General features: G+C 61.8%; 25 protein-coding genes and 2 pseudogenes. 15 read left to right on the top strand and 12 right to left on the bottom strand.

Going from position 1 to position 26,286, the window contains the following annotated elements; genetic code table 11:
• Window positions 1–198: 198 nt before the first annotated feature.
• Window positions 199–1,494: a hemolysin family protein gene (locus CIT37_RS04165; RefSeq protein ID WP_028143820.1), complete on the bottom strand. Its 1,296-nt coding sequence runs from the start codon at window positions 1,492–1,494 to the stop codon at window positions 199–201.
• Window positions 1,495–1,735: 241 nt separating this feature from the next.
• Here CIT37_RS04165 and CIT37_RS04170 point away from each other — a divergent pair, with 241 nt between their 5' ends.
• Window positions 1,736–3,811, top strand: coding sequence for a methyl-accepting chemotaxis protein (locus CIT37_RS04170; RefSeq protein WP_095424467.1), 2,076 nt, complete (start codon window positions 1,736–1,738; stop codon window positions 3,809–3,811).
• Between the two features lie 214 nt (window positions 3,812–4,025).
• Here CIT37_RS04170 and CIT37_RS04175 read toward each other — a convergent pair whose 3' ends face one another.
• The 3 genes from CIT37_RS04175 to CIT37_RS04185 form a co-directional block, all read right to left on the bottom strand.
• Window positions 4,026–5,996 carry a carbohydrate porin gene (locus CIT37_RS04175; RefSeq protein WP_028143818.1) on the bottom strand — a complete coding sequence of 657 codons (1,971 nt, stop codon included), beginning with the start codon at window positions 5,994–5,996 and terminating at the stop codon, window positions 4,026–4,028.
• 393 nt (window positions 5,997–6,389) lie between these two features.
• The gene (locus tag CIT37_RS04180; RefSeq protein WP_028143817.1) at window positions 6,390–6,653 is read right to left on the bottom strand and encodes a hypothetical protein; all 264 of its coding nucleotides are present in this window, start codon (window positions 6,651–6,653) and stop codon (window positions 6,390–6,392) included.
• Window positions 6,654–6,793: 140 nt separating this feature from the next.
• Complete coding sequence (locus CIT37_RS04185) at window positions 6,794–7,600, bottom strand: creatininase family protein (RefSeq protein WP_095424466.1); 807 nt, start codon at window positions 7,598–7,600, stop codon at window positions 6,794–6,796.
• Window positions 7,601–7,765: 165 nt separating this feature from the next.
• Between CIT37_RS04185 and CIT37_RS04190 the strand changes: the two genes are divergently transcribed.
• The 7 genes from CIT37_RS04190 to CIT37_RS04220 all read left to right on the top strand — a co-directional run bounded on the left by CIT37_RS04190 (window position 7,766) and on the right by CIT37_RS04220 (window position 13,105).
• Window positions 7,766–8,788, top strand: coding sequence for an ABC transporter substrate-binding protein (locus CIT37_RS04190; protein ID WP_038973021.1), 1,023 nt, complete (start codon window positions 7,766–7,768; stop codon window positions 8,786–8,788).
• Between the two features lie 10 nt (window positions 8,789–8,798).
• A complete protein-coding gene (locus tag CIT37_RS04195; RefSeq protein ID WP_095424465.1) occupies window positions 8,799–9,614 on the top strand; it encodes an ABC transporter ATP-binding protein in 816 nt (271 codons plus the stop codon).
• On the top strand, window positions 9,611–10,429 hold the full coding sequence (locus CIT37_RS04200) for an ABC transporter permease (RefSeq protein ID WP_095424464.1): 819 nt from the start codon (window positions 9,611–9,613) through the stop codon (window positions 10,427–10,429). The genes CIT37_RS04195 and CIT37_RS04200 overlap by 4 nt, the downstream gene beginning before the upstream one ends.
• Entirely contained in the window at window positions 10,429–11,418 is a 990-nt protein-coding gene (locus CIT37_RS04205) for a 2-hydroxyacid dehydrogenase (protein ID WP_028143812.1), read from the top strand. Before CIT37_RS04200 ends, CIT37_RS04205 begins: the two co-directional genes overlap by 1 nt.
• Window positions 11,418–12,155, top strand: coding sequence for an AprI/Inh family metalloprotease inhibitor (locus CIT37_RS04210; protein ID WP_038947422.1), 738 nt, complete (start codon window positions 11,418–11,420; stop codon window positions 12,153–12,155). The genes CIT37_RS04205 and CIT37_RS04210 overlap by 1 nt, the downstream gene beginning before the upstream one ends.
• Before the next feature lie 102 nt (window positions 12,156–12,257).
• Window positions 12,258–12,632 carry a caspase family protein gene (locus CIT37_RS04215; protein WP_038947423.1) on the top strand — a complete coding sequence of 125 codons (375 nt, stop codon included), beginning with the start codon at window positions 12,258–12,260 and terminating at the stop codon, window positions 12,630–12,632.
• Between the two features lie 152 nt (window positions 12,633–12,784).
• The gene (locus CIT37_RS04220; RefSeq protein WP_095424463.1) at window positions 12,785–13,105 is read left to right on the top strand and encodes a YMGG-like glycine zipper-containing protein; all 321 of its coding nucleotides are present in this window, start codon (window positions 12,785–12,787) and stop codon (window positions 13,103–13,105) included.
• Between the two features lie 15 nt (window positions 13,106–13,120).
• On the opposite strand, the gene CIT37_RS04225 is transcribed toward CIT37_RS04220, so the two are convergent.
• Window positions 13,121–14,095: an AraC family transcriptional regulator gene (locus CIT37_RS04225; protein WP_095424462.1), complete on the bottom strand. Its 975-nt coding sequence runs from the start codon at window positions 14,093–14,095 to the stop codon at window positions 13,121–13,123.
• A 293-nt stretch (window positions 14,096–14,388) separates the two neighbouring features.
• Between CIT37_RS04225 and CIT37_RS04230 the strand changes: the two genes are divergently transcribed.
• Window positions 14,389–15,501 (top strand): hypothetical protein, encoded by a 1,113-nt coding sequence (locus CIT37_RS04230; protein ID WP_152036322.1) that lies wholly within the window; start codon window positions 14,389–14,391, stop codon window positions 15,499–15,501.
• Window positions 15,502–15,535: 34 nt separating this feature from the next.
• Here the strand turns inward: CIT37_RS04230 and CIT37_RS04235 are convergent.
• The 3 genes and pseudogenes from CIT37_RS04235 to CIT37_RS40140 all read right to left on the bottom strand — a co-directional run.
• Window positions 15,536–15,700, bottom strand: a pseudogene (locus tag CIT37_RS04235) (JAB domain-containing protein); the annotation flags it as partial.
• Between the two features lie 246 nt (window positions 15,701–15,946).
• Window positions 15,947–17,086 (bottom strand): phosphorylase family protein, encoded by a 1,140-nt coding sequence (locus CIT37_RS04240; RefSeq protein ID WP_223153803.1) that lies wholly within the window; start codon window positions 17,084–17,086, stop codon window positions 15,947–15,949.
• 96 nt (window positions 17,087–17,182) lie between these two features.
• A pseudogene (locus CIT37_RS40140) lies at window positions 17,183–17,371 on the bottom strand (hypothetical protein); the annotation flags it as partial.
• A 286-nt stretch (window positions 17,372–17,657) separates the two neighbouring features.
• On the opposite strand from CIT37_RS40140, the gene CIT37_RS04245 reads away from it, so the two are divergent.
• From CIT37_RS04245 to CIT37_RS40145, 3 genes are all read left to right on the top strand, one after another.
• Window positions 17,658–19,469 carry a hypothetical protein gene (locus tag CIT37_RS04245; RefSeq protein ID WP_011082908.1) on the top strand — a complete coding sequence of 604 codons (1,812 nt, stop codon included), beginning with the start codon at window positions 17,658–17,660 and terminating at the stop codon, window positions 19,467–19,469.
• 115 nt (window positions 19,470–19,584) lie between these two features.
• Window positions 19,585–20,139 (top strand): restriction endonuclease, encoded by a 555-nt coding sequence (locus CIT37_RS04250; RefSeq protein WP_011082907.1) that lies wholly within the window; start codon window positions 19,585–19,587, stop codon window positions 20,137–20,139.
• A 5-nt stretch (window positions 20,140–20,144) separates the two neighbouring features.
• Window positions 20,145–20,372: a restriction endonuclease gene (locus CIT37_RS40145; RefSeq protein WP_071908403.1), complete on the top strand. Its 228-nt coding sequence runs from the start codon at window positions 20,145–20,147 to the stop codon at window positions 20,370–20,372.
• Here the strand turns inward: CIT37_RS40145 and CIT37_RS04255 are convergent.
• The 4 genes from CIT37_RS04255 to CIT37_RS04270 all read right to left on the bottom strand — a co-directional run bounded on the left by CIT37_RS04255 (window position 20,339) and on the right by CIT37_RS04270 (window position 23,624).
• On the bottom strand, window positions 20,339–21,628 hold the full coding sequence (locus CIT37_RS04255; protein WP_109866622.1) for an SAVED domain-containing protein: 1,290 nt from the start codon (window positions 21,626–21,628) through the stop codon (window positions 20,339–20,341). The genes CIT37_RS40145 and CIT37_RS04255 overlap by 34 nt on opposite strands.
• The gene (locus CIT37_RS04260; RefSeq protein WP_202557271.1) at window positions 21,621–22,070 is read right to left on the bottom strand and encodes a type II CBASS E2 protein; all 450 of its coding nucleotides are present in this window, start codon (window positions 22,068–22,070) and stop codon (window positions 21,621–21,623) included. Before CIT37_RS04260 ends, CIT37_RS04255 begins: the two co-directional genes overlap by 8 nt.
• A gap of 6 nt (window positions 22,071–22,076) precedes the next feature.
• A complete protein-coding gene (locus CIT37_RS04265) occupies window positions 22,077–23,327 on the bottom strand; it encodes a nucleotidyltransferase domain-containing protein (RefSeq protein WP_011082904.1) in 1,251 nt (416 codons plus the stop codon).
• Between the two features lie 75 nt (window positions 23,328–23,402).
• Complete coding sequence (locus CIT37_RS04270; RefSeq protein WP_011082903.1) at window positions 23,403–23,624, bottom strand: DUF2188 domain-containing protein; 222 nt, start codon at window positions 23,622–23,624, stop codon at window positions 23,403–23,405.
• Between the two features lie 134 nt (window positions 23,625–23,758).
• Here CIT37_RS04270 and CIT37_RS04275 point away from each other — a divergent pair, with 134 nt between their 5' ends.
• Genes CIT37_RS04275 through sbcB form a run of 3 tightly spaced genes read left to right on the top strand, consistent with a single transcriptional unit; the run spans window position 23,759 to window position 26,086 of the window.
• A complete protein-coding gene (locus tag CIT37_RS04275; protein WP_011082902.1) occupies window positions 23,759–24,154 on the top strand; it encodes a helix-turn-helix transcriptional regulator in 396 nt (131 codons plus the stop codon).
• Window positions 24,151–24,672, top strand: coding sequence for an ImmA/IrrE family metallo-endopeptidase (locus tag CIT37_RS04280; RefSeq protein ID WP_011082901.1), 522 nt, complete (start codon window positions 24,151–24,153; stop codon window positions 24,670–24,672). The genes CIT37_RS04275 and CIT37_RS04280 overlap by 4 nt, the downstream gene beginning before the upstream one ends.
• A 7-nt stretch (window positions 24,673–24,679) precedes the next feature.
• Window positions 24,680–26,086 (top strand): exodeoxyribonuclease I, encoded by a 1,407-nt coding sequence (gene sbcB / locus CIT37_RS04285; protein ID WP_011082900.1) that lies wholly within the window; start codon window positions 24,680–24,682, stop codon window positions 26,084–26,086.
• The last annotated feature ends 200 nt before the right edge of the window (window positions 26,087–26,286 follow it).

Below are 26,286 nucleotides of genomic sequence, written 5' to 3' on the forward strand. Positions count from 1 at the left end.
GCTGCAAACACCGCTGTCGTCCCGGGGCGCGACAAAGTCGCGAACCCGGGACCCATAACCACAGGGAGAAGTCGCCGCGCGAGCTGGCAACTCCGAATCTTCGCCAAACGGCCTTCCGGGAGTATGGGTCCCGGATCGGCGCGCGCTTGAAGCGCGCTTGTCCGGGACGACAGCTGTGGTTGAGGCTCGCTCTATCAACTACCCCGTCTCGACCTCACTCAACCGGCTCGCCAGGATCTTGTCGATCCGCCGCCCGTCGAGATCGACCACCTCGATGTGCCAGCCGCCGAAGTCGAAGGCATCGCCGGTGTCGGGCAGCACGTTGAACTGTTGCAGCACCAGGCCGGCCACCGTGTTGTAGCGGTGCGGCGGCAATTCGACGCCGAGCAATTCGCCGAATTCGTCCACCGGCATCCAGCCCGAGATCAGCAGCGAATCGTCGGCGCGCCTGACAAAGGCGGGCTCCGGCGGTCCGGCCTCCGAATGGAAGGCGCCGACGATCGATTCGAGGATGTCGGCGGCCGTCACCATGCCTTCGAAGCCGCCATATTCGTCGTAGACGAAACCGACGTGGACCGGCGCAGCCTTCAGGATGGTCAGCACGTCGCGCGCGTCTGCCGACGCCGGGATGCCGGGCGCTTCGCGCACCAGCGCGCGCAGGTCCGGCGTGCGTTCGTTCATATAGGCGATCAGCAGGTCCTTGGCCTGGAGCACGCCGATCGGCTTGTCGCGGTCGCCGTCGGAGACGGGAAAGCGCGAATGCGGGCTCTTGGCGATGATCTCCCGGATGGCCGCCGGATCGTCGTTGAGGTCGATCTCGTCGACCTCTGTGCGCGGCGTCATCACCGCGCCGACCGGCCGGTCGCCGAGCCGCATCACGCCGGCGATCATCTCCTTCTCACCGGGCTCGAGCACGCCCGCGCTCTCGGCCTCGCTGACGAGGTGGTGGATCTCGTCCTCCGAGACCTTCTCCTCGGCCTTGCCGCCGCGGCCGAGCAGCGTGAGGATCAGCCTGCCCGAGAGATCGAGCAGAAAGACCAGCGGCAGCGAGACTTTCGCAAGCACGTGCATGGCGGGCGCGACCCTGACCGCGATGCTCTCGGGGTCGCGCAGCGCCACCTGTTTCGGCACCAGCTCACCGACGATCAGGGTGGCGTAGGTGATCAGCGTCACGACGATGCCGACGCCGACGATGTCGGCAATTCCCGCGGATAGACCGAGCTCGAGCAGCCATTGCGTCAGCCGCTGTCCGAGCGTCGCGCCGGAGAACGCGCCGGAGAGCACGCCGACCAGCGTGATGCCGATCTGCACCGTCGAGAGGAACTTGCCGGGATTGGCTGCCAGTGTCAGCGCCCGCTCGGCGCCGCGCACGCCCTTGGCGGCGAGCATCGACAACCGGGCCGGGCGGGACGAGACCACGGCCAGCTCCGACATGGACAAGAGGCCGTTGATGACGATCAGGACGACGACGATGACGAGTTCGACCGAGAGCATTGACGTTCCGAGGTAAGGGAGTGTGGCCGAAGAGGACGCACACGCCTTGATATAGGTATTCGGCGAAGAAATGCCGGCAATTTTGCCGCATTTGGCGCCCCGAGGGAACCGTGTCGCCGCTGACTTCGACTCCGCTTGCGCGAGCTCCCGTGGAACTACGGGAATGCCGGTGCTTAACGGGCTCTTAGTGGCCCCCGGCTAGGTTTTCGACATTGCAGAAGTGTATTCGGGGGGGCCCAGGATGCGGATCGGGAAGCTTTTCGCGCTGTCGATGCTGACGGTGACGGTATTTGCAGTCATCCTCGGCGCCGAGGTGCTGATACCCCAGACGCGCATCTTCACGAACCGCTCCGACGCGATCAAGACTGTCGATGCCTTTGGTGCGACCCTGATGGTCAGTCAGCACGTCGCCGGCCTTCGCGCCCCCTATATCGGTCCGATCTTCCAGGAAGCGGCGGCGACGCCAGCCCAGATCGAAGCGGTCGGGAAGGCCGCGAAAGCCGCCGAGGCCGGCTTCGAGGCTGCAAGGCGCGCGATCCTGGTGCTGAATGACGGCGGAGCGATTGTCGAGAATCTCGACCGTGCCGCACGGCGGCTGAAGGAGGTCACCGCGGCGGCAGATCGCGCGATGAGCGTCCCCCTGGCGGCGCGCGATGGTGCTGTGATCAAGGGCTTTCTCCCCGGTGTTGCCGAGGTCATCGGCAACATCGAGCCGGTCATGAACCGGCTCGAAGCGAAAGTCATCAACGCCGATTCCTCGCTCGCGGCGCTGTTGAGCCTGGCGCGGACGGCCCAGGACCTGCGTGTCGCGGCCGGCAGCCGAGCGGCCACGCTGTCCCCGGCGCTGTCCGCGAGCCGCCCGCTCACGGCGACCGAATTGTCGCTGATGGATCGCATGCAAGGCCGCGTGGAGGCCGACCGCGAGCGCATCGAGGCAGGCATCGACCAACTCGGAAATCCCTCCCGCATCGCGACCGCGCTGAAGGCGGCGACGGAATCGTATTTTGGAAAAGCTGCGGCCGCCGTCGACAAGGAGATTCCCGCAGCCCGGAGTGACGGCAAGTACAGCAGCAACGCCGACGAACTGGCGAAGGTCATCGTGCCGGCCATCCAGATGTTCTACGGCGTGCGCGATGCCGCATTGGCGGAAGCTTCCGAGCGTGCCTCGGCCTCGCGCGATGGCGCACTGGCGATGCTCGCGCTCGCAGGCGTGGTGGTTCTGGCGCTGCTCGGGACTCTCGGTGGCGTGACCATGATGCTGCGCAGGCGCGTGGTGACGCCGCTCAGCCGGCTCGCGGACGTGATCGCAACGCTCGCTGCCGGACAACACGACGTCGAGAATCCCGCGACGGGCCGCAATGACGAGATCGGCCAGGTGGCGGGCTCGCTGCAGCACTTCAAGGATTCACTGCTCGCCAAGAAGGCCGCCGATGAGGCGGCCGCGGTCGAGGCCGACGCGAAGCTCCGGCGCAGCCAGCGTATGGACCAGATCGCGCGCGATTTCGAAGCCATGATCGGCGACGTGATCAACACGGTGTCGTCGGCTTCCTCGGAGCTGGAAGTGTCCGCGGGAACGCTGACGAGCACGGCCGATCAATCGGAAAAGGTCACCGCGACCGTCGCGGCCGCTTCCGAACAGGCCTCCACCAACGTGCAGACCGTTGCCGCGGCGGCCGAGGAGATGGCCTCGTCGGTCGACGAGATCAGCCGGCAGGTGCAGGATTCCGCGCGCATCGCCGGCGAAGCGGTGCAGCAGGCGGGCCGGACCAACGATTATGTCGGCGAGCTCGCCAAGGCCGCGGGGCGGATCGGCGACGTCGTCGAGCTCATCAGCCAGATCGCAGGCCAGACCAATCTTCTGGCTCTCAACGCCACCATCGAGGCGGCGCGCGCCGGCGAGGCCGGCCGCGGCTTTGCGGTGGTCGCCTCCGAGGTCAAGGCGCTGGCCGAGCAGACCGCCAAGGCCACCGGCGAGATCAGCCAGCAGATCACGGGAATCCAGACCGCGACGGAGGACTCCGTCGGCGCCATCAGGTCGATCAGTGACACCATCTCCCGCATGTCCGAGATTGCATCCGCAATCGCCGCGGCGGTGGAGGAGCAGGGCGCAGCGACGCGGGAGATTTCCCGCAACGTGCAGCAGGCGGCCCGCGGCACCCAGCAGGTCTCCGCCAGCATCGTCGACGTGCAGCGCGGCGCGAGCCAGACCGGATCTGCCTCCTCCAACGTGCTCGCCTCGGCCAGATCGCTGTCCGGCGAGAGCAGCCGTCTCAAGGTCGAGGTCGGCAAGTTCCTGGACGCGATCCGCGCTGCGTAGAACTTCTGCGCCTCTGCTGCAGGGAGAAGCAATCGCATTCGAAGAGCGACGTGCCCGCGGCCCATCCTTCGAGACGCGCGCAAGTGCGCGCTCCTCAGGATGGAGTGTGCGGAGCGCTTCGATGAGCTCCGGTGTCGCTTGCCTCATCCTGAGGAGCCCGCGAAGCGGGCGTCTCGAAGGACGAGGCGCGCGCATCATCCGGGCCGTACTGCGCTCAGAACTCCCCGTGCAGCCGCCCGGAAATGACCGACACCGGTCCGCGATCGGCGTTGTAGGCGGGGTTGACGATGAGCTGGTAGTCGGCGGTGAGGGTGAGATTCTTGTTCAGCGCATAGGCGTAATAGGTTTCGAGGATGCGCTCCTTGCGGTAGTTGAGCGCACCGTCGCCGACCAGCACGCCGAGGCCGCCGGCGGCGAGGAAGTCCCGGTAGTCCTGCGAAATCGCGTTGATCGCGCCGCCGACGCCGACCACGTCGTCAGGCCGGCCCCATTTCGTGCCCTTGATCGAAAGACCAGCCGACAGGCTGCGGTTGATGTCGGTGAAGGCGAGCGTTTCGCTCTTGCCGTCGTTCCAGCTCCAGCGGCCGAACAGTCCGACATCTTCGGTGATCGCCTGCTCGAGGTTGACGACATAGCCGACCTTGGTGCGGCCGCGCCGGGTCTGCGCAATGTCGAGATTGAGCGCGGGATTGTTCAACGTCTCGCGGAAGCTGCCCATGTTGGCGCTGTCGAGCCAGCCCATGGTCCTGAGCTTGCCGGGTTGGCCGAACAGCGAGAAGCGCGTCTCGAGCTCGATCACGTACTGGCCGCGCTCCCCGACCTTGGTGTCGAAATGATTTGAATTGGGCTCCGCGACCATCAGGAAATAGCCGCCGCGCAGGGCCCATTGCTTCTGATTGAGCTCGGCGGTGACGCCGTAGGTAAGGCCGACCTTGTCGGCGGAATAGTCGAAGGCGCCCGGGGCCCAGATCGACCAGTTCATGAAATCCCTGCGGGTGTCCTTGGCGTAGGCATTGCCGTCGAACACGTCGACCACTGCGAACTTGCCGGCCTGCACGGTGAGGCGGGACACGTCGACCTTTTGCCCCAGCTGCAACTGGCCGCTGGCGAGTTCTTCCTGCTCGCCGCCGAAGCCGAAGGTCTGGCGCACGAACAGGCGCGAGGTGTTGTAATGCGGATAGGGGAAGTTCGACTTCTGCGCTTCGCCGTTCGGGAAGCCGGCCGCGCCGACCGTGTCGTTCAGGCCAAATCCCTGGAGCAGCTCGGGATTGTAATAGACCTCGCCGCCGTCCCACAGCCGTGCGTTCAGGAACAGGCTGTTGCTCCAGGTCGCCTTGGCCTGCCTCGTCGGTGAGAGAGAGTTCGTTCCGCTGTAGAGCGCGGGGAACGACGGATAGCCTTGCGGCAGATAGGTGCTCTGGCCGTGAATCTCCCAGCGATCCGATTCGGTGTCGATGAGCGAGCTGTTCGGATTGTAGCTCGGCATGCCCGGCCAATCGACCTTGCGGTTGAGGCCGAGCCTGACCTGCTGGAAGTCGAGCGACGAAGAGCTGTATTGGGCCCCCGTGGAGAAGGCGACATTGGCGCCGTCGAAGCGGCTGTAGAGATATTCGAGCCGTGCGCTCCAATGCGGCGCGAAGCCGTATTCGACGCCGGCACCCGCGATCCAGCCGGGCCGCGTGTTCAGGATTTTCGGGACTTCGGCGCCGGAGGCCGGCGTGTCGAAATAGCGCTCGCCCATCCAGGCAAAGCCGCCGGTGGCGTAAACCAGCCACGGACCGCTGGTGTAGCCGACGCGGCCGCGCAGGCTGGCGGTGTAGTCCCATTGCTGCGTGACAGTGTTGGCGGGTGTCGTCAGGAAGGAGACGATCGAATTCGAGGTGATGTAGTTGGGGAACGTGAAATCGCCTTCGACGCCGACCAGCCAGCCGGAGTTGAGGCGGTAGTTGTAGCCCGCCTGCACGCCGCCGATCATGCCGCTGAAGACGCCGCTGTCGTTGATCCCTGTGCCGTCGTTCAGCGCAAACTGCGACGAGCCGCGGCCATAGCCGGCATGCGCACCGATATAGAGGCCGGTCCAGTCATAGACCGCTCTCGGCGCCGGCGCCTTCAGCGGCAGATCGGCCGCGCGCCCCGCGGCGGGAAAAGCCAGCACGCCCGAGGCAATCGCCGCGGCCGTTCGCAAGTATCTGTAACGGTGACTTCTCAACGTCAAAACGCACGCCCCCAAAACGCGAATGTGTCCCACCCGTCGCGATATCCCTGCCGATTCGCGGCGGCCCTGTCATCAGGTCTTGGTTGCTCGCGTCGTCGAGATGATCTCGATTCGACGCGATTTCGCCCCAAGTTCCCGAGCTTGGCTCGAACCTTATTGCGATTAATTCGCAATAGCAACTGGTGAAGATTGGCGCACGGGATGGTTCGCACCGCTGTGTGACGGGACGGCAACAATTCTCGGCCCAAAAAGAATGACCCCGCCCGGGGGGACAGCCGGGCGGGGTCGGGGGCACGACACGGGGTGGATGAGGCGCCCGTGTCGGACGCAGGATCCACGTAAGATCGGCCTCAGGTACTCAAATCAGTAGCAGCTACGAACGCGGCCAACGTACTGGCCGAAAGCGTTGTACTGGGCGACCCAGCCGCAGCGGTGATAGCCGTAGTAATAGGGGTCGTTGTTGGCGGCGATCGCGGAGCCGACGACAGCGGCGGTGGCGATGCCGGCACCGACACCCCAGACCCAACCGGGCTGCTTGGCTTCGGCCGAGGAGGTGGTGGACACGATGCTGCCGGTGACGGCGAGGGTCGCGAGAGCGAGAGCGGCAATCTTGGTCTTGATCGACATGTGAAACTCCATCCGGGGTTGAGGCGGTCCGTTGTGGCCCGCGTGCCCAGTTTGACGGAGGCTCCCCGCGTCCGGTTCGAATGCGGCGAATCCGCTCCCGGAGCGAGGAGTTTTCGTAAATGATTGCAATAGGATATTGGTTAGCCGAGGGGCCCCTTGGCGAGCCTGTTCACGTCGAAGTTATCGGCCTCGCCCAGGAGTTCGCAAAAAGCACGGGCGCCTTGATCGATGAGCTGCTCGCCCTTCGCGGCGACGGCCAATGTCGCATTGCCGACGGCGCCGCTGGCGTTGAGATCCTGCGCCTGCCAGGCGAACGGCGCGGGCCGCTGCGTCGACAGCCAGCGGTACTGCTGCTCCAGTGCGATGCTGCTCGCAGGAAAATCCGCGATGGCATCCTTGCGCACCTGATCGGGATAGCGCGCCAGCATGATCGAGGTCTCGACCGCGCCGCCATGAATGCCGTGGCGCACTTCGTCGGCCGGGAACAATGTGTCGGCGCCTGATAGCCGCGACCATGACGTGGTCACCACGAACATTTTTTGATGCGCCCGCAGATCCTGCGCCACCAGCATCATGGCCGCGCTGTTGCCACCATGGCTGGTGATGATGACGAGCTTCTTCACGCCGCGCCGCGCGACCTCCTCGCCGATCCCGGTCCATCGCTTCAACGCGGTTTCAGTCGGCAGCGTCTGCGTGCCGGGATAGTCGATATGCTCGGTGGAAATCCCGACCGGTTCGACGGGAAGAAAACTGGCCGGAACGTTGTCGGGCAGAAGCTCGCGCACGCGCGCAAGATACGCGTCCGCGATCAGCACGTCGGTGGTGAGCGGCAAATGCGGGCCGTGCTGCTCGGTCGCCGCCAGCGGCAGCACCGCGATCCATCGCGACGTCTCCGCGGGGGGCGCATCGACCCAGCGGATCTCGGTCCAGTCGCGGGATGGCATCATTGAGTTTTCTTTGGAGGTTTCATTGCCCGAATTTGTCACGTAATTTGGGTTATCAGGGGACGCGGGCCCGGCCGGCTCGTGTCCCCTGACGTCATGCGGTTTTATCGCGTTGGCCTGCCACGAGCTAGACGCGATTATGCTGGAAGCGATCGACGGAGTGCCATTATGACCCCCTCTCATCTGCGCAGAGCGCTAACTGCGGGCCTGATGGCCGCTCTGGTCTGGAGCGTCCCGGCGCGGGCCGAAACGCTGGACAAGGTCACCTTCGGCACCAACTGGGTCGCCGAGGCCGAGCACGGCGGCTTCTTCCAGGCGGTCGCCGACGGCACCTACAAGAAATACGGCCTCGACGTCACCATCGTTCCCGGCGGCCCGAACGAGAACAACCGGATGCTGCTGATCGCCGGCAAGATCGATTTCTTCATGGCCGCGAACACGCTGATGTCGTTCGACGCGGTCGCCAACAACGTTCCCGTCGTGACCATCGCCGCGATCTTCCAGAAGGATCCGCAGGTGATGCTGACGCAGCCGGATGCCAAGGTCAGCAAGATCGAGGATCTCAAGCCGCTGACGCTGTTCGTCTCCAAGGAGGGCATGGGCAGCTATTTCCAGTGGCTGAAGTCCGAATACGGCTTCAGCGAGAAGAACGTCCGGCCCTATAATTTCAATCCGCAACCCTTCATCGCCAATCCCAAGAGCGCGATGCAGGGCTACGTCACCTCCGAGCCGTTCGCGGTGGAGAAGGCCGCCGGCTTCAAGCCCAACGTGCTGCTGCTCGCCGATTACGGCTTCAACACCTATTCGACCTTGATCGAGACCCGCCGCGACGTGGTCGAGAAGAAGCCCGACCTGGTGCAGCGTTTCGTCGATGCCTCCATGATCGGCTGGTACAATTACATCTACCGCGACAATTCCGCCGGCAACGCCATGATCAAGAAGCTCAATCCGGAAATGACCGACGACCTGCTCGCCTATTCCGTCGCCAAGATGAAGGAGCATGGCATCGTCGATTCCGGCGACAGCCTGAAGAACGGCATCGGCGCGATGAGCGACGAGCGCTACACCTCCTTCTTCAACAAGATGGTCAAGGCCGGCGTCGTGAAGCCCGAACTCGACTTCCGCAAATCCTACACGCTGCGCTTCGTCAACAAGGGCGTCGGCGTCGAGCTGCGCCCGAGCAAGCCGTAGCGCAAGCTCGATGTCATCAGGCAAAATCTCGTCCCCGGCCGACGCCGGCCTGACGCATCTCGCCGTCAGCCTGCGCGGCGTGACGAAGACCTATGACAATGGCGTCATGGCGCTCGGCCCGTTCGACCTCACTGTCCGCAAGGGCGAGTTCATCTCGCTGCTGGGCCCGTCCGGTTGCGGCAAGTCGACGGTGCTGCGGTTGATCGCGGAGCTCAGCGCGCCGTCGTCAGGCATCGTGCGGGTGGCCCATCACGAGGGCGTGGTACAGCCGGGTCACGGTATCGGCTTCGTGTTTCAGGAGCCCACCTTGATGCCCTGGACCAGCGTGCGCGAGAATGTGCGGCTGCCGCTGAAGCTCGCGGGCGTGCCGAAGGCGGAGGCGCGCGGGCGTGCCGACGCGGCGCTGGCCAGCGTCGGGCTCGCCGATTTCGCCGATGCCTTTCCGCGTGAGCTCTCCGGCGGCATGAAGATGCGGGTGTCGCTGGCGCGCGCGCTCGTCACCGATCCGGATATCCTTTTGATGGACGAGCCGTTCGCCGCGCTCGACGAGATCACGCGCTTCCGCCTCAACAATGATCTGCTCGCGCTGTGGCGCAGCCTCGGCAAGACCGTCATCTTCGTCACCCATTCGGTGTTCGAATCCGTCTATCTGTCGCAGCGCGTAGTGGTCATGACGGCGCGGCCCGGCCGCATCCAGGCCGACATCCGCATCGAGACGGTCGAGCCGCGCGGCGAGGCGTTTCGCACCTCCGCCGCCTATTCCGATTATTGCCGGAAGGTGTCGGCTGCGCTGGCTCCGTCTTATTCGGGGCAGTCGACCTTATGAGCGCGCAGGCGGCCGTCACTGCAAAACCGCGAGGCGCACAACGCGCGATGCGTTTCGTGCTTCCCGTCATCGTGTTCGCGGCCGGCATGCTCGCCTGGGAACTCTTGGTTCGCATCAAGGACATCCCGCCTTACGTGCTGCCGGCGCCCTCCGTCATCGTCCTGACGCTGATCAAGGACTGGGCAGTGCTGTCACAATCGCTCGCCACCACGCTTCTGACCACGCTCGAAGGTTTTGCGGCGGCCAGCATCGGCGGCATCGCGCTGGCGCTGTTGTTTAACCAGTCGAAATGGGTGGAATATTCGCTGTTCCCCTATGCCATCGTCCTCCAGGTCACCCCGGTGATCGCGATCGCGCCGCTGCTCCTGATCTACCTGGAGCAGCAGACCGCGGTGGTGGTTTGTGCTTTCATCGTCGCCTTTTTCCCGGTGCTGTCCAACACCACCCTTGGGCTCAATTCGGTCGATCGCAACCTTGCCGGCCTGTTCCAGCTCTATGGCGCCTCAAAGCCGCAGACGCTGCGCTTTCTCAAGCTGCCCGCGGCGTTGCCCTACATTCTCGGCGGCTTGCGCATCGCCGGCGGCCTGTCGCTGATCGGCGCGGTCGTGGCGGAGATCGCGGCGGGAACAGCCGGTGCCGGCTCGGGGCTCGCCTACAGGATCGCCGAGTCCGGCTATCGATTGAACATACCCCGCATGTTCGCAGCGCTGCTTTTGTTATCGCTGGCCGGGATTGTCATCTATGGGGTGCTGGCGGTAGTTTCCCACCTCGTTTTACGGCGCTGGCATGAAAGCGCTCTTGGAAAGGAAAACTGATGGCTGCCGGTTCGATTTCGTCCGAGAAGATCGACCTTCTGATCTATGGGCCGGTGCGGCCGATCCTCGAGAACGGGTTTTCCGACCATTTCGTCGTGCACAAGGCCGAGACGCGCGGCGACCTCGAGCGGCTGACGCCGGCGATCCGCGAAAAAATCCGCGGCGTCGCCGTGACCTATCACACCGTCCGTGCCGACAAGGAGTCGCTGTCGCAACTGCCCAAGATCGAGATGGTGGCGAGCTTCGGCGTCGGCTACGACCATATCGACGCCAAATACGCGGCCGAGCACAACATCATCGTCACCAACACGCCCGACGTGCTGACCGAGGAGGTCGCCGACGTCGCGATGGGCCTGCTGATCTCCACCTTGCGCGAGTTCATCAAGGCCGACCGGTATGTGCGTTCCGGCCTCTGGCAGACGCAGAACTATCCGCTCAGCGTCGGCTCGCTGCGCGACCGCAAGGTCGGCATCGTCGGCATGGGCCGGATCGGCCAGGCCATCGCGCGCCGGCTCGACGCCTCGCTGGTGCCGGTGGTCTACCACTCGCGCAATCCGTCCAAGGACGTCTCCTACAAGCACTATCCCGATCTGATCGAGATGGCGAAGGCGGTGGATACGCTGATGGTGATCGTGCCCGGCGGCGCCTCGACCAACAAGATGATCAATGCCGAGGTGTTCAAGGCGCTCGGCCCGCGCGGCGTGCTGGTCAACGTCGCGCGCGGCTCGGTGGTCGACGAGCCGGCGCTTGTGCAGGCCCTCAAGTCGGGCACCATCCTCGCCGCCGGCCTCGACGTGTTCGCGGCCGAGCCGACCGTGCCGGACGAGCTCAAGGCGATGCAGAACGTCGTGCTGCTGCCGCATATCGGCTCGGCCTCGGTGGTGACGCGCAACGCGATGGACCAGCTCGTGGTCGACAACCTCAAGTCATGGTTCTCGGGCAAGGCGCCGTTGACGCCGGTTGCCGAAACGCCATTCAAGGGGCGCTGATGCGAAGTCTTCGGGTCGTTGCATCCGCCGTCGCGGCCCATTTGGCCGCGATCGGCGCCGTCGCGGCCCATTTGGCCGCGATCGGCGTTGCTCAGACGAGGCCGGCGCATGCGCAGGATACGACGACCCTGAAGAAGGAGATGCTCGGGCAGTGGGAGCTCTCGACCACCGAGCGCAGCAAGACCTGCGTCGTCACGATGAAGGGCGACGCCGCGGGGCAGGGCTTCAAGCTGGAGCTGGAGCCGGCCTGCAAGGCGGCGCTGCCCTTCACCAAGGACATCGTCGCCTGGAGCGTCAGGGGCCTCGACATCGTCCGCCTGCAGGACGCGACCGGTGAAGCCGTGATCGACTTCACCGAGGTCGAGGCCGGCATCTTCGAAGGCCTGCGCCAGGGCGAGGGCGTCTACATCCTGCAGGATCTCGCCGCCGCGCGCTCGATGGCCAAGTCGATGGACCAGATGATCGGCGACTGGGCGATGGTGCGCGGCAACGGCCAGCCGGTCTGCGGGCTGACGCTGACCAACACGGAAGCCGGCTCCGACAATTTCCAGGTCTTCCTCAAGCCGAAATGCGATCCGGCCATCGCGCAGTTCAACCCGACGCAATGGCGGCTCGAGCGCGGCCAGATCATCCTGATGTCGAAATCGGGCAACGTCTGGCAGTTCGAGGCCGACGACAACGCGCAGTGGCGGCGCGTCCCCGATACCGCCGATCCCCTGATCATGCTGCGTCAGTAGGCGGGCCCACATTCGCTGCCGCCGAATGGCGCCACGCGAAGGCGGAACCTGCAGACCGGGCATCTCGTTGACGGAAGAGGCGATTTCGTTGGGAGATCCGGCATGGCCAAACGCGTCCTCGCGATCGGCATCGAACCCGGCAGTGCCGACTACAGCGCATTCCCGCAGCTCACGCCGGAGCTCGTGCGAACCTACATCGATGCGCAGCTGTTGCGCCTGCGCGATCTCGGCTTCGAGGTCACGAGCTGCCTGATTGATCTCGACGCCACCGCGGAAGCCGGCGTCACGGCGGCGCTGCGCGACGAGCGTTTCGACTGCATCGTGATCGGCGCCGGCCTGCGCGAGCCGAAGGAGCGCCTCGTGCTGTTCGAGAAGGTGCTCAACCTCGTCCATCGCCTCGCGCCGGACGCTGCGATCTGCTTCAACACCACGCCCGCCGATACCGTCGAGGCCGTGCAGCGCTGGGTCGATGCTTGACGTCCAATCGGCCGGCCGGTGCATCGTACGCGGCGCGGTTTGAGCCGTCTTCGCGCTGCGCCTCCGGCCATCGCGGGCCGCCGTGCCGGCAATTTGTCTGGCCCGAATCCTCGCCCGGGGCTATGACTCCCTCCACCACAGGGAGGGCGAGCATGCTTCGAGGTCTTCGCATTGGAAGTTTTGGAATCGCGGCCTGTCTGACGGTTGCGATGGCGGTGCCGGCGCATGAGGCGGCGGCCCAGGATGCCATCGGCGGCGCGATCATCGGCTGCGTCGGCGGGGCGATCCTCGGTGGTGCGCTCGGCGGAGGCAGGGGGGCTGCCATCGGTGCCGTCGTCGGTGCCGGCACGGGCGCCGCGATCGCCTCCGAAGGCGAGCGCCGCCGCTCCGGCTACTACGCCTATCAGCGCGGCTGCTACATGCAGAGGCCGGACGGCTACTACGTCCGGGTCGATCACAGGTATTGCTACTGAGCCGGCCAGCGCGACTTATGTGATCGCTCTGTCGCGCACTTCGCCTGGTGTCGCATCGAAGTGGCGCCGGAAAATGCGATGAAAGTGCGATACTGTCGGGAATCCACACTCGTAGGCGACGTCCATGACCTTCATATGTGCGTAGTGCGGCGACGCCAGCATCTCGTGAGCCCGCATCAGGCGGCGAGTGGTCAGTTCATCGGTGAACGACGTTCCGGCTTCGGAGAAGAGCGCCTGCACATAGCGCGGCGAAACCAGAAGGCGGCGTGCGAGCGCCGTCAAGGAAAAGCCGGGCATCATGAAATTGCGATCAAGCTCGCGCCGGACGGTCTCAAACCGAGCCGCTCGCAAACTCGGCGCCTGTGTCTCCTGATGCAAGGTCTTGAGGGCCACTGCAGCCACGACGAGATCGGCGATGTGGTCGGCGGCAAAACGCGGGATATCGGCTTGCTCCGCGGCGCCGGATAGCTTCAGCAGCGTCTCGACGTAAGCGTATGCCAGCGCCGGCGCCGAAGCCGATGCCGGAATCGGCGTCATGAATCGATCTTCGACGTTGCACGTCTGGCCACGCAGCTGCTGGCGCGGCAATTGAATTGCCATGAAATTGCAGTGATGCTGCGCACTTACATTGATGGTCGACGGCACGCACTGTTCGATAAGCACCGCAGCACCGGCGGTGCAGGCAACGCTCTTGCCGCTTTGCTCAACGAGCATTTCGTCCGTTCCGCTATTGAGCAGAAGCACGGCATTGTCGGTGTTCTCGATGGCGATTTCCGCGGCTCCGCGCGAAATGGTCTGCACGGTCCCGCAAATGCGACCAATCGCGGCTTGGCCGAGCAGCATGATCTTGAGCTGGCCGTCGAAGGGCACGTTGGGCCTGGCGTCGGCGCGCAGACGCACGTAACCGGATGACAGTGAATCGACCCAGCGATCTCTGCGCAGCCACTCGTCGCCGGGAAGATCGGCGGAGTCAAACGAGATTCTCTGCATTTACATTGGAGTCCGCAGTGAGGGCTGGCGACATCGAGCATATTGGAACTTGGTGCCAAGCGCTATTCGCGAAAAGCAATAATTCCGTTCGTAAAAGAGCACCTCGGTGCGGTGTCGCGCCGTTATGTTGCACGGAAGCCTCAACAGTGCAGCTCATGGATATTGAGGGGCGAGAATACGCAAACCGCTACAGCACCGTTCGTCATAAGCGACGACAGTCTCGCCGCACCTCACCTAGAATCTTGCCGAAATGATGCCTTGGCGTCGAAGGCATGTTCATCTGAGGGGTTTCAGTGCTTTATCGGCATATTCGGCTATCGATCATCGCAACCGGACTGGTGGCGGCAACTTCCGCGCCTGTACTTGCCGCAGATATTCCGATCAAGGCGCCGGGGGTGGCCACCGCGAGCACGGCTGGCGGGGTCTACTTCTGGGCTGACGGCTCAGCGCAGTCGATCCGCCTGCCGACCTATGATATAGGCACTCGTCTGTTGCCGGTCGCCCCGGGATCGGGGATATCCGCGGCAAATACATATGACCCGCGGGCAACCGGATATGGCATCTCCGGCGGATTGGGCTTCGTTTTGCCTCCCGGTGTGTCTCTGTCGAATATCGGCACCAATGGGCGGATCGAGTTCAGCGGGTCCTATGTCAACGCGACCGCCTCGCAAGCAGCTACGGCTGTGTCGACATTGGGATCGGGATATTCGCTGCCGCAGGTTGGCGGGATCACAAACTTCGCGGGCTCGGTCGCTTGCGGCGCCGGCACATCATGTGTCGTTTCCAGCACGCTCGGTACCAGCTATTCGAGTTGGCAAGTCAGCGGGCGGTACGCGACAGATTTCAAGGTGAGCGGCGTCACCATTACGCCGTCGCTTGCGGTGTTTGGCGGCAAGTCCCGCAACTCTCAGACGTTGTCCGAAACCAATCTCGTTTTCGGCGGCACTGCGTCCGTCCGCTATGACGCGGACACCAAGCTCGATTGGACGGACTGGGGAGCCCGCGCCGGCCTGTCTGGTTCGGTACCTGTGACGGATTGGCTGACATTTGTGGCTGGTGGCAACGCCGGGCTCGCCATGCGGCGGGTATCGCTGACGGGCTCGGACTCCGTCAACGTCTTCGTGGGTGGGGTGCCCTTTTTCGCCCCGACCTTCTCTGCCACAACGTCCAGTGCAACGACCACCGCATTCGTTGCCAATGCCGAAGCCAGCGTCAACATCAAGCTGGCGCCGAGCTGGGCGTTGCGGGCCTTTGGCGGCCTCAACTACGATAACAAGGTCCCTGGCGTTTCAGCCCCGGCTGTCGTGCTTCCGTTCGGCTTTGGAGGCGCGAGCACGCCAGCGGGGGTCAAATACCAGGCCGAGACAAGCTATTACGCGGGTGGCGGATTAACGGTCAGGTTTTGAGAGCCGGTGCAAGGCTGGTCCGACACGCGTTGCCCTAGATCAACCGCATCCCGCGCAGGCTGGCATGCCCGCTTTTGCCAACGATGATGTGGTCGTGCACGGCGATGCCGAGCGGTTTTGCGATGTCGATGATCGCTTTGGTCATCTGGATGTCGGCCTGCGAGGGCGAGGGATCGCCGGAGGGATGGTTGTGCATGAGCCTGCGGCGTCTATTATCTATTTGAGTTTGCTGTTATTTTAGATTCTGATCGAGCTGTAGGAGGCGGAGACTGGGGCATGTAGTGGGTGATTGTTCGTGATAGTCACGAGAGTTCACGCTCGGTCCTGGCCGCTTCGATTGGAGTCCTTGTTTCAATGCCCGATCTGTCCGTGACATGCATTTCAGTGCGTATCGACGGCTTACGGACACCGCCGAAAGCATCAGCCTGAATGCTCAGGTTTTCCGTTAACGTGTCCTTTCATCGACGGCTTCCTCCAATACGTGCAACGTATCGCGCCGCTCGAACAGTAAAATTAGCTCTCTGACCCGGGCCGATTTGCGGTCGCCGGGAATTTCGTCAATGTCCACGCCCAGGAGAAAGCAAAGGTTCTTAAACTCTTCCATATCGAACGCCGTACACAGCTCATCGAACAATTTCTTACGTTGAGCTATCGAAATACGCGACTTCGTTGCCGCTACCGAAGCAACGGACTTCGGCCACGCCCCCTCCGAGAGGGAAACTGGGCGCGACTCAATGAAGCTTCGCAAGCACGAAGCCGCGGAATACGCTGCGTACTCTTGCCACATGTCATTCTTTTTGCCGTCGGCGAAGTCGCAGATGGCTCGGATCGTCAAGAATCCCACCTTCTTGACAGCGCTGAATGCCGCAGAAGCGACTCCTGCACTCTCCATCTCAATTGCGATGAGATCGCGTTGCAACGACCGAAGCTCTTGGGCAGCCTCGCTTGAAGCAATCACCTTCTCTCCAGAGGCAATTGGTCCGACATGAATTCTCGGCTCGATGGCGCTCGCGCTTTTCCCATCGGGCCTTGAAGGCAAATGTGCGCGCCACGTTGAGTCGGTCAAGTTCAGTATTCCATCCACGAGGATGGGGTCCGCCTGAAATTGCCGAGCTCGATGCTCCTGATGATTGGGTCGAACCTTCGAGAGCTCATAATAGAAAATGGAGTTCGAGGCCACGATATCGCCGAAGCCCTGATCCTTTCTAGAGATTCCACCAGCAATTCCATTCACAAGTACAAATCGCGGCTTCCATTTGTGGATGAGGTCCGATGTCGCATGTGCGGCATCGAGATTTCCCATCGAATGAAGGAGAGTGGCAACAACTCGATACGAGCCGCCGCGTCTTGTTGGAATCGTTCCGCGAAGGTACGTGCGGGTCGAATCCGATGTCGACGAAATCGGTACCAGCTCAGGAAAATAATGCTTAAGCGCAGCCAATTCCTTCCGCAACGCGACGACAACTGCGAAGTCGACTGATTCGTCCTCCACCTGTCGCGAGAGGTCGGTAGCCTGCTTGTCAGTAAGCTCGACAGCAACCGAGCTGAGAAATGCTGCGACGCGGCTCTCATGGCGCCGTTTCATGAGAAGCAACGAATCCGCTGTGTAAGTGGTCGGATCCTGATCGACCAAACGATGATGCGTTGGACATAGGATGATCAAGTTGTCTGCGTCGTTGCGCGACTCTTCGGATTGCGCGGGATCGAATCTCGGCCCCCCGGGAGAGGCCGCACGAATGTGGCAGAGTTCGCCCAGTAATGCGCGAGATTGAGGCTGAACGAGCTGCGTTGTACATCCCGGGAAAGCGCATAGGCCCCCCGAAGAAGCGAACAGAATCTTTATCGAACGATCACTGGGTTGTCGTCGCATAGCACCTCAAGCACGCTCCGCATGCCGTCGCCCCGTAGTCAAGAGATCATAGCCTTCAACGCCCATCAACCGGATACGTGTCGATAAGCCGACACTTTGTGGCTAACGTTGCTATTGAGCAGGCCGTCTAGAGCTGCGCGACATCGAGTAGCCTTCTAACTCTTCTTTGCGGGGGGCATGTTCTTTCCATTTGCATCGTGGAGGCATTCGCGCTTAAGTTGATCATATTGAAGGTCCGTCTTAATTGACATGGCGTACTTCCGCGCGGAAACGCGACGGGGGATGGATGATCGACTCTCTTCGCGTTGCAAAAACAGCAAATTTTCACATTCTTAAGCGGCAGATGAGCAATGCCGCATTGGATGACCTTTTTCGCCAAGTTCGGGCAAGCCAGCCCTCGGCCTCCCAAAACATATTCTACCATCGGCGCGTCCAAGCTGGGCGCGCGCGTTGGTCTGCGATCTCCTTCCTCTATGACCGCTCGCCTTCATTCTTAACCGAAGACGCAGGAATCCGAGAACGAATCTGCGGATTTATTCTTTTGATCGAATATCGCGATCATCTCGCGATTCTTAAATCCAAGCTCGATCTTCCGGCAGGATTTTTCACCCGCTATCTCGGTCGAGTATCAGCCGAACGCGTGGATCGTGCGGTCGCACGGCAGGGAGCGGTGTTCGAAAAGATTCGGCTTCGAAACATGTCGGTCTCCAAGCACGTGATGAGGAGTAAAACGTTCGAAGCCGATGACCTACAAAATGTTGTCGGGCCTGCTGGCGCAAACCGGTATGTGCCCCAGGCGTACGCGGTCCGGTCGGGAACTGACCACTATTCTACAACTCCTAGCACCGGCAGGATAGGGCAGCGGTCTGATCGGGTCGATCACCTCGCACTTGTGGAGTACGCGAAATCTGTAATTGACGAGCTGGTAGGTGGAAGAGCTGCACCTGCCAGCTTTCTCCGTACCTTAGCCCGCGCTATCGATTTGGCGAGTATTGGCGGCACCGCGCGTCCAACAAGTTTTGCCGTCGACGTTGCGGGATTTGTTGATGCGATCCATGTCGATCGCGAAATCAGACTTGTACATGAAGATAGCGGTAGACTCACTCAACTCTCCAAGCATGAAATCGATGCAGCGTTAAATGAGCTCGATCGTGCGTTTAGGGTCAGCGGCGACGGAAAGAGGATGGATATCTTCGACGGTGCTGATTCGGTTGGAGCAATTGCAATCAACCAAGCTCGCGTAGCATTGCGTGACTTGCAATTGCCGATCACTGCCGGCATCGAGGTCGAAAGTACAGAGTATGCTCTCGGTCACGATCCAAATCGGATCTCGCTCCGACGCTACATCGATCGCGAGGATAAGTTCATATTGCTGTTCGACGCCCTCTCTTTAGCTTACATCGACGGGACCTTGTTCCGCGACGAAGGCTTTGTAGATGGTGGCGCAGCCCTGTTGCGCCATTTGCGCTCTGATCCGCTCCTAGACGGAGTGACTGATGAAAAGGGTAACTTTTCGACGCGAAAGGCCACCTTTGATGCTGACTCCACTTTCGGTGTGATCGAAGCGAGTGTTGCGGACGGGGACGATGTGCTTGTGTGCGACGATCTTGGCGACGAATGGGCGGACTATATTGGGCTAAACAACTCCAGCAGCCCGCCTAGAATTACCTTTTATCACGCAAAGCATGGTCCACTATCGCTCGGTGCTGGGCCGTTCCATATCTCCGTGAGCCAAGCAATTAAGAACTTGCAGCGTATGAGCCTTCCGCCGGAATCGATGGAAGCGAAAATTCGTGGTTGGAACAACAAGTATGTAAGCGGTAGCGGAGTCAAAACCCGGATCAAGAGGATTGTCCGAGGCGATGCCGACGAGCTAATGAACGAATTCGCTCAAGTGCGGCTTGCGCCGGATGCAATTCGTCGGGTCTTCATCGTGACCTCTTCGCTGAGCCGCGGTGCTGTTGAAGAGGCGCTAAAGGAAGTCGCAGCCGGCCAAGCGCCAGACCCATACTTCGTTCAGCTCTATTGGCTGTTGATGTCATTCTTCTCGGCGTGTACCGAAATGAACGCACATGGATACGTGATCTGTCAAACTTAGCAGGCGCTGATCACGGAGTCGGTATTCGAAACTGCGATTTGGCTATTCCGGCTGTTAAGGCCCGACAGCCGGCTGACTGCTAACCTATGCGCAGTTGTAGTAAAGAGCGCGTGCCATGCTTACTTTGCAGCAGATGGAAGAGGTAAGGGTTCGCCTAGCGCAGCAACTGATATTCTACATGCCCGTTAAGCTGTTTCCTATTGCGCAGAAATTAGCGTTTCCGATTCTTTTAGAGTTCACACGACTAGTGGATTTTAGGAATCTGGAAATTCCACCAGAGAAGATCAAAATTACTGACTTGATCTACGAAGACAGGCTTCCGTCAGTGTTCGAGTCGTTTATCGCTCGGCGGTTTTCCGAGGGGAATAAGCAAGCGGAGTTGCGAGTAGCGGGAATCATTACACCAGATCACAAGATCGTCCTGGCAGATCGTAAAACGGCAGAGGGATTTCTAATAAAGGCAAACTCAGCGGTTTGGTATGAAATTGTAGCAAGCCTGCAATCGGATTGGAGCCAAGCGTATTCACTTTCTGCGACGCGTTGGGAAGAGATCGTCGCTGGTGCCTTCGATAAAGCGGGGTTCGACGAGGTGACATTAACGCCACGCTCAGGGGATCACGGACGGGATGTCATAGCTGTTCGAAGGGGGTTGGTTGCATCAAGATCATAGGATCGGTGAAGGCGTATAAGCCGAGGAACGAGGTTTCATATGATGACATTCGTGCATTGCTGGGCGTACTCAGCGGGGAGCAGAATGCCTCTAAGGGAATCCTGACTACAACGTCGGACTTTCCGCCAAGGCTAATATCTGATCCGTTCATAACTCCCTTTCTGCCGACGCGTCTCGAATTGATGAACGGTGACAGCCTTCAAAAGTGGCTTGGTGGCCTCCTGAAAAAATAGGCTTCTCCCGTTCGGATACATGCCTCTACGAGAGAGGGCTTGGGTCCGGACTTAATTGATCCACCAGGTAATCGCAGCGGCGAGGAGGATTGCGGACAGGAAGATGTCCGCGCGCTTGTCGCATCGGGTTTAGGGAATATCGAAGGTCCGTATGAACCCGTGCGATCGATTGTGTCGTAGAGCCGGAGGGAAAGATCCGATTTGGGCATCCAGACGCGGCCGACCTCGACCGCCAGGGAGGCGGGAAGCGCGGGAAAAACATGCAGCAGCGTTCCCTCGCCATGCCGAGCCTTGATGCGGTCGTAGAGCCGTCGGAGTTCGCGCCGAAATGCGGCCTGATCGTCAGCTCGCCGCAAGACGTCGTTGTGAGGTTGATCCGCGCAGAGCGACCAGATCGCGGCTTCGTCGCCGAGAACCGCCTGGAGTCGCGCGTCGGTCACGGTAGCGCTGACACCGAGCTTTAGCGCGACCGAGCCTGACAGCCCGATATCCGGTTCGGTGACCTGGAATGTGATCGGGGGGCCATCGGACGCCCATCGCCAACTCGCGGGTTCGCGATGCCTTTGATGAACGACGGCCGGAACGATATCGCAGAGCAGCCGGCCAAGCTCGATCAGCAGCGGCTGCGGTGCGAGTGCGAATACGCTTAGATGCCTAATCTCCTGTCGCTCTACGCGGCCTCGCACCTTCGCTTCGAACTGGCGTCTCAGGTTCTCGCGCTGGACCGTCCAATAGGCAGGCTCGTTGTCTCGAAACGCACAGCCTACCATTTCAAGATCCAACCTCTGGCCGCTGGCTGGGTGGCGGTCGGGCGGCATCGCCGAAAAGATCGCCTGCGTCGATACAAGCGCCTCGTTGTCACAAATGCTCGCCCCAAACCTGATGACGTGAGATGCCCGGTCTTCGTCGATGCCGGCAACGATCGCGATCCGGCCCTCGTGCTCGGCTTTCATAGTTAGCAGAACAGATTCCGGATGATCGGCGACGGCGTCAAGATCGATCAGCTTGTGATGTCGGGCGCACATCAACATTAGATTTTCCAGACTACGCGCGAGCTGAGTCGACCGGATCGGATCGCCGCGCGGGCCGCCTTCGACGTCAGCCACGATGTGTGCGATGAAGCCGAAGATCCCGTCTTGCCGCCCGGCCACCAGGTCGCCGACCAAATCAGTATTGCATCCACGATATTGGCAGCGGCCAGCAGCCCGCGCCCACAGCGCCGATTGGACCTTTTGCGGAATGCTGCTCTTAGACACCGACGCCACCTGCTACGACGTGGCGGCCGCTCGCTGTCCATTGACCCGTTGCGCGCCAGCCCTCGTAAGCGGCAAGCCACTCGATCACCCAGGGCACAGTTGTCTGCGAGAGGCTGTCGAACGGCGACCAATCGTCGGAATCGGGATCGAGCATGCATAGCGTCACTTCGCCATCCGAACCGTAGTACACGTGAGGGAGCCTACCCTCCGGGTCGCCCGGACGGTGCCGTAACGGCGGTGACAAGACTTTGACGCGTGGCTGGAGAATGCGCACGTCGAGCCGTTCGATCACCAGCGGCGCTCGATAAGTGATCTCGACCTGAAACGTCTGAAGCAAAGGCCGGAGAGGGCCCTGCCACGCCGCGATTGCGCCGTGGCGGCCGATGAGTTTCAAGTTCGGCCACAAGGAAGCCATGTCAGTGATCTGGGCGTCGACCGTCATCACCACTTATCGGCGCTCTCCCATGTTGGTGTGTGCGCGAGCCGCGACTGGCGCCAGGCTGGTCGCCGCGCCGATGATCGCCGGCGCGGCGGGAACGAACAGGCCGCCGGAGCGCGTATAACCATGCTGCCGTGATTGAACTTGGCGCCCGAGCCGCTGGTTGAAAGCTTTGACAGAACGCGTGACGACCCGGTCCCCGAACTGCCCGCGCAACCACTCCTGCAAGTCCTCCAGCTGCACGTCGCCGGTGCGGGCGGCTTCGAGCCCGTTAGCGAGGGTGTGCAGGTGGCGAGAATAGGTTGTCTGTTGCAGCTGAGATTCTGGCCAACGGTCGGTGAAACGCTCGACCGGAAATTCGGGGTTGGGCACGACCAGGAGCTGGCCGCGCTTCGCGGCGTCGTCGATCGCGCGGGCCGTCCAGCGCGCCTGCCGGATCAGCATTTCCGCAAGCCTCATGCCCGGACGGGCGGCATGGCCGGCATGGCACGACAACATCACCGATGGCGGGATCCGGCCCGTCTCGGTCGCGTAGGCGATGTTGCGGTGCCGCTTGATTAGCTGCAGCGCGACCGTCGTCACGCTCTTGATGATGAGCGGCGTTTGCGGCGGAACGTCCTCGACGTCCGCTGCGGCGAAGGCGATTCCGGCCTGTTCGTACAGCTGACGATTCAGCGCCAGCGCGAACCGCTCCTCGGTAGGCGTTCGGGCGCAATACCACTTCCCGAAGGCATATGAGTTCATCGGCACATAGCGCGCCGGGTCGCTGCGAGTCCCCTTCTTCGCATGCGGGATCTCGCCTTCCTTCTCCTTCGGCGCCCGCCGCCGCGACGGCGTAATGTCAAGATGCATGCCGTCGGCGTAGTAGAGCGTGATGCACCGAGTTTGGCGCACGACCTTGCTTACCGGGTAGCTCTCGAGTGCGGCTTCCAGGTCATCCAGCAGCGCCTCGGGACCGAGGTCGGGGCCTTCGATCTCGGCGACGATATCGAGATCGTACTCGTCGTCCGTGCCGCGGGTCGACGTGGTTGCGTCGATTGCCATGGAGCCCTGGGGATAGAAGCAGGCGACCCTGCCTTCGAGCGGACTACCGGGTCGTTCGATGTAGCGTCGGACCGCCTCATATCGCTCGACCGCCTTGGCATGCAGGCCGGGCGGAAGCTGAATATTGATGGCAAGCTCGGCGAGTACCGCGTCCAGCGGGTCGGCAAAGGGATCATCAGGCCGATCATCGCGGCGCAGGGACGGAAAATTCGACATCGATATTGGTCCTCTTCTTTGAATGACCTCCGCGCGCCGATCCGACCGGATCGCCCTGGTGAGCGATCCGTTGGGTTATCCTTTCGGCGGGAAGGGATCGTTTCCGTAGGAGTTGGCGTCGCGAATGCGGCCATCGGGACGGTGGATGACGACTTCGCCGTGCTCGCGAAGCGCAGTGCTACGCGCCGCCTCCGTCGCCTCGGCTTGGGTGTGATGGGTGGACCCCACCCGCAACGCCCCCTCACGTCGGGTTGCCCAACCTGATTCGTGCGGCACGACATGAATGCGCTTCGACATCTCGGTTCCTTCGCCTCGTCGGTGAGCGTCGCGCTCTCCGGCGGGATATGGATTCCTGAGATTGGCCAATATGTCAAGTAATGATCACACTAGTAAGTTTGTAATAAGCACATAATGTTTGCGGGATTGACATTATGCCCGAAGCAGCGCAAACATCGGCGATGGCGGGCAATCCGGTCTATATAGCGTTCGGCAACGCGGTCTCGACGCGGCGCAAGGCTCTTTCGCTGACCCAGGCCCAGTTGGCGAGCAAAGTTAAGATGTCTCGCGCGTCGATCGCCAACATCGAGAGCGGCCGGCAGAACATATTGCTGCACCATGTCTATGCCCTCGCCACCGCGCTTGATTTCGCGAAGGTCGCCGACCTGCTGCCGCCAATGCCGCATAAGTCCATCGGGGAGGAATTGAAGATGACGCTGGTCAATGAGAAGCTTTCGAAGGAGTCGCTGTCCGAGAACGCGGGCGCCCAGGTCGCTGATTTGATCAGCAGCGCGCTCGCGCCACGCCGCGGCTCTAAGGTCGGATCGTGAGGGACGCTGATCCAGGTCGAGCGCGCGAAGCTGCGCGCTCGATCCTTCGGGAGTTCGGCGTTTCAGCGCCGCCCGTCCCTGTCGAACGCATCATTAAATCGCGCAAGATCGTCCTTCAGTACGCACCGCTGGAGGAGGATCTTTCGGGCATGGCCTATATCAAGGACGGCATCGGCATCATCGGCGTCAATGCGCTACATCATCCCAACCGCCAGCGTTTTTCCGCCGCCCATGAACTCGCCCATCATGTGCTGCACGACGAAGACATCAGACAAGCCGTTCACGTCGACAAGGGGATACGCGTTCTCTTCCGAGATGATATCTCAGCGCTCGGAACCGAACCGATAGAGATCGAAGCCAACGCCTTCGCCTCAGAGCTGTTGATCCCCGGCGACCTCTTAGCCGCCGTCTTGGAAGGCGGTGGTGTGGATCTCGAGGACGAGGCAGCGATTGAGGGTCTCGCGCGCCGGTTTAGGGTAAGCCCGGCGGCGATGCGTTTCCGGTTGACTCGTTGGTAGCACACCCATGAGCTTCGTCTTTTTCGACACCGAGACGACGGGGCTTAAGCGTGGCTTCGATCAGATTCTCCACTTCGCCGCTGTTCGCACCGATGAAAACCTGAACGAGGTGGCTCGGTTCGAGACGCGCTCGCGCCTTCAGCCACATGTGCTTCCCCATCCTTCGGCGCTTCGGACGAACGGATTGCCGATCGAGTCGTTGACTGATTCCAGCCTGCCGTCGCACTACACCATGGTAGGAGATATTCGCCGGACCTTGATTTCCTGGAGCCCTGCGGTTTTCGTCGGCTTCAACTCCATCCGCTTCGACGAGGAGATGCTGCGCCACGCCCTCTTCCAGTGCCTATATCCGGCATATCTGACAAGTAATCATCGAAACTGCCGCGCCGATGCGCTCAGTCTGGTGATGGCCGCCGATGCCGTGTCGCCTGCGCAACTAGTTGTGCCGGTCAGCGAAGAAGGGCGGCGGACATTTCGCTTGCAACAGTTGGCGGCGGCAAATGGCGTCGCACATGCTCGGGCACACGACGCGATGTCCGATGTGCTTGCGACGCTCGAACTGAGCCGATTGGTCTATCGAAGGTCTCCGGAGTTGTGGCAGCGCTTCGTGCGCTTCTCGAACAAAGCGACCGTCGCGGATTTCATTGAGGTCGAAGACGGCTTCGTGTTGACCGAGTTTTTCGGCGGCCAAGCTTATCATACGTCGGTCGTCTGCATCGGCAGGGATCCCGATCAGGCCAATGGCCGGCTTTGCTTGAGTCTCAACGAAGACATGGGCCGGCTTGCCGCGATGAGCGATCTCGAACTGCAAGTTCATCTGACGCAGAAGCCAAGTCCGATTCGTCGCTTCAGGATCAATGCCGCGCCCACGCTGACGGCGTTCTACGACGCTCCCGAGCATATGCTGGATGGCGGTTCGATGGGCGCCACCGGAGACCGGGCCTGTCTCATGAAGGCGGACACTGGTCTGTGCGCGCGGCTTGTGGCTGCTTACATGGCTGCGCGCGAGCCCTACGCATTATCTCCGCACCTCGAAGAGCGCATCTATAGCGGCTTTCCCGGTCCTGCTGATGAGGCACGCATTGCCGCGTTCCACGATGCGCGATGGGAGGACCGCCTCGCGATCGTCCAGGGCATGGAGGACGAGCGACTGCGCTGGTTCGGGCTCCGGTTGATCTATTTCGAAGCGCGCTCGGTTCTCCCCGAACCTACTCGATTGGAGGTCGAGCGCTACTTGACCGATCAGATGACAGGCGACGGTTCGGGCTGCCTCACCATCGATCAGGCGATGGCAGAGACGGAAAGGGTGCTTGGCGAGTTCGCCAGTCCAGATGATCTTCTGATCCAATATCGCACGTATCTGCAGGATCGACTGGCGCGGCTTGAGGCCTATCGGACACGGCTGATTGCCTGAACCGACCGGTTCGGAGCGCTCAACTCAACGTCGCCTTCTCTGCGCTGAGTATTTGGTCACGGACGGAGTGCCGCGAGGACATGGCGTCAGTGTTGAGCCGACTTATGATGAAAGCGGTGGTCTGACGGTGCACCGCTGAACAGGGGAAACGCAGCGCGGTTCGCGATTTTAGCTCCCTATCATTCCGAGCACAGCAACCG

Source organism: Bradyrhizobium ottawaense (assembly GCF_002278135.3).
GTDB lineage: Bacteria > Pseudomonadota > Alphaproteobacteria > Rhizobiales > Xanthobacteraceae > Bradyrhizobium > Bradyrhizobium ottawaense.

Bases quoted from the DNA above. Each gene is read 5' to 3' on its own strand.
- CIT37_RS04165 (WP_028143820.1), bottom strand. From the start codon at position 1,494: ATGCTCTCGGTCGAACTCGTCATCGTCGTCGTCCTGATCGTCATCAAC.
- CIT37_RS04170 (WP_095424467.1), top strand. From the start codon at position 1,736: ATGCGGATCGGGAAGCTTTTCGCGCTGTCGATGCTGACGGTGACGGTA.
- CIT37_RS04180 (WP_028143817.1), bottom strand. From the start codon at position 6,653: ATGTCGATCAAGACCAAGATTGCCGCTCTCGCTCTCGCGACCCTCGCC.
- CIT37_RS04185 (WP_095424466.1), bottom strand. From the start codon at position 7,600: ATGATGCCATCCCGCGACTGGACCGAGATCCGCTGGGTCGATGCGCCC.
- CIT37_RS04190 (WP_038973021.1), top strand. From the start codon at position 7,766: ATGACCCCCTCTCATCTGCGCAGAGCGCTAACTGCGGGCCTGATGGCC.
- CIT37_RS04195 (WP_095424465.1), top strand. From the start codon at position 8,799: ATGTCATCAGGCAAAATCTCGTCCCCGGCCGACGCCGGCCTGACGCAT.
- CIT37_RS04200 (WP_095424464.1), top strand. From the start codon at position 9,611: ATGAGCGCGCAGGCGGCCGTCACTGCAAAACCGCGAGGCGCACAACGC.
- CIT37_RS04205 (WP_028143812.1), top strand. From the start codon at position 10,429: ATGGCTGCCGGTTCGATTTCGTCCGAGAAGATCGACCTTCTGATCTAT.
- CIT37_RS04210 (WP_038947422.1), top strand. From the start codon at position 11,418: ATGCGAAGTCTTCGGGTCGTTGCATCCGCCGTCGCGGCCCATTTGGCC.
- CIT37_RS04215 (WP_038947423.1), top strand. From the start codon at position 12,258: ATGGCCAAACGCGTCCTCGCGATCGGCATCGAACCCGGCAGTGCCGAC.
- CIT37_RS04220 (WP_095424463.1), top strand. From the start codon at position 12,785: ATGCTTCGAGGTCTTCGCATTGGAAGTTTTGGAATCGCGGCCTGTCTG.
- CIT37_RS04225 (WP_095424462.1), bottom strand. From the start codon at position 14,095: ATGCAGAGAATCTCGTTTGACTCCGCCGATCTTCCCGGCGACGAGTGG.
- CIT37_RS04240 (WP_223153803.1), bottom strand. From the start codon at position 17,086: ATGAAACGGCGCCATGAGAGCCGCGTCGCAGCATTTCTCAGCTCGGTT.
- CIT37_RS04245 (WP_011082908.1), top strand. From the start codon at position 17,658: ATGATCGACTCTCTTCGCGTTGCAAAAACAGCAAATTTTCACATTCTT.
- CIT37_RS04250 (WP_011082907.1), top strand. From the start codon at position 19,585: ATGCTTACTTTGCAGCAGATGGAAGAGGTAAGGGTTCGCCTAGCGCAG.
- CIT37_RS04260 (WP_202557271.1), bottom strand. From the start codon at position 22,070: ATGACGGTCGACGCCCAGATCACTGACATGGCTTCCTTGTGGCCGAAC.
- CIT37_RS04265 (WP_011082904.1), bottom strand. From the start codon at position 23,327: ATGTCGAATTTTCCGTCCCTGCGCCGCGATGATCGGCCTGATGATCCC.
- CIT37_RS04270 (WP_011082903.1), bottom strand. From the start codon at position 23,624: ATGTCGAAGCGCATTCATGTCGTGCCGCACGAATCAGGTTGGGCAACC.
- CIT37_RS04275 (WP_011082902.1), top strand. From the start codon at position 23,759: ATGCCCGAAGCAGCGCAAACATCGGCGATGGCGGGCAATCCGGTCTAT.
- sbcB (WP_011082900.1), top strand. From the start codon at position 24,680: ATGAGCTTCGTCTTTTTCGACACCGAGACGACGGGGCTTAAGCGTGGC.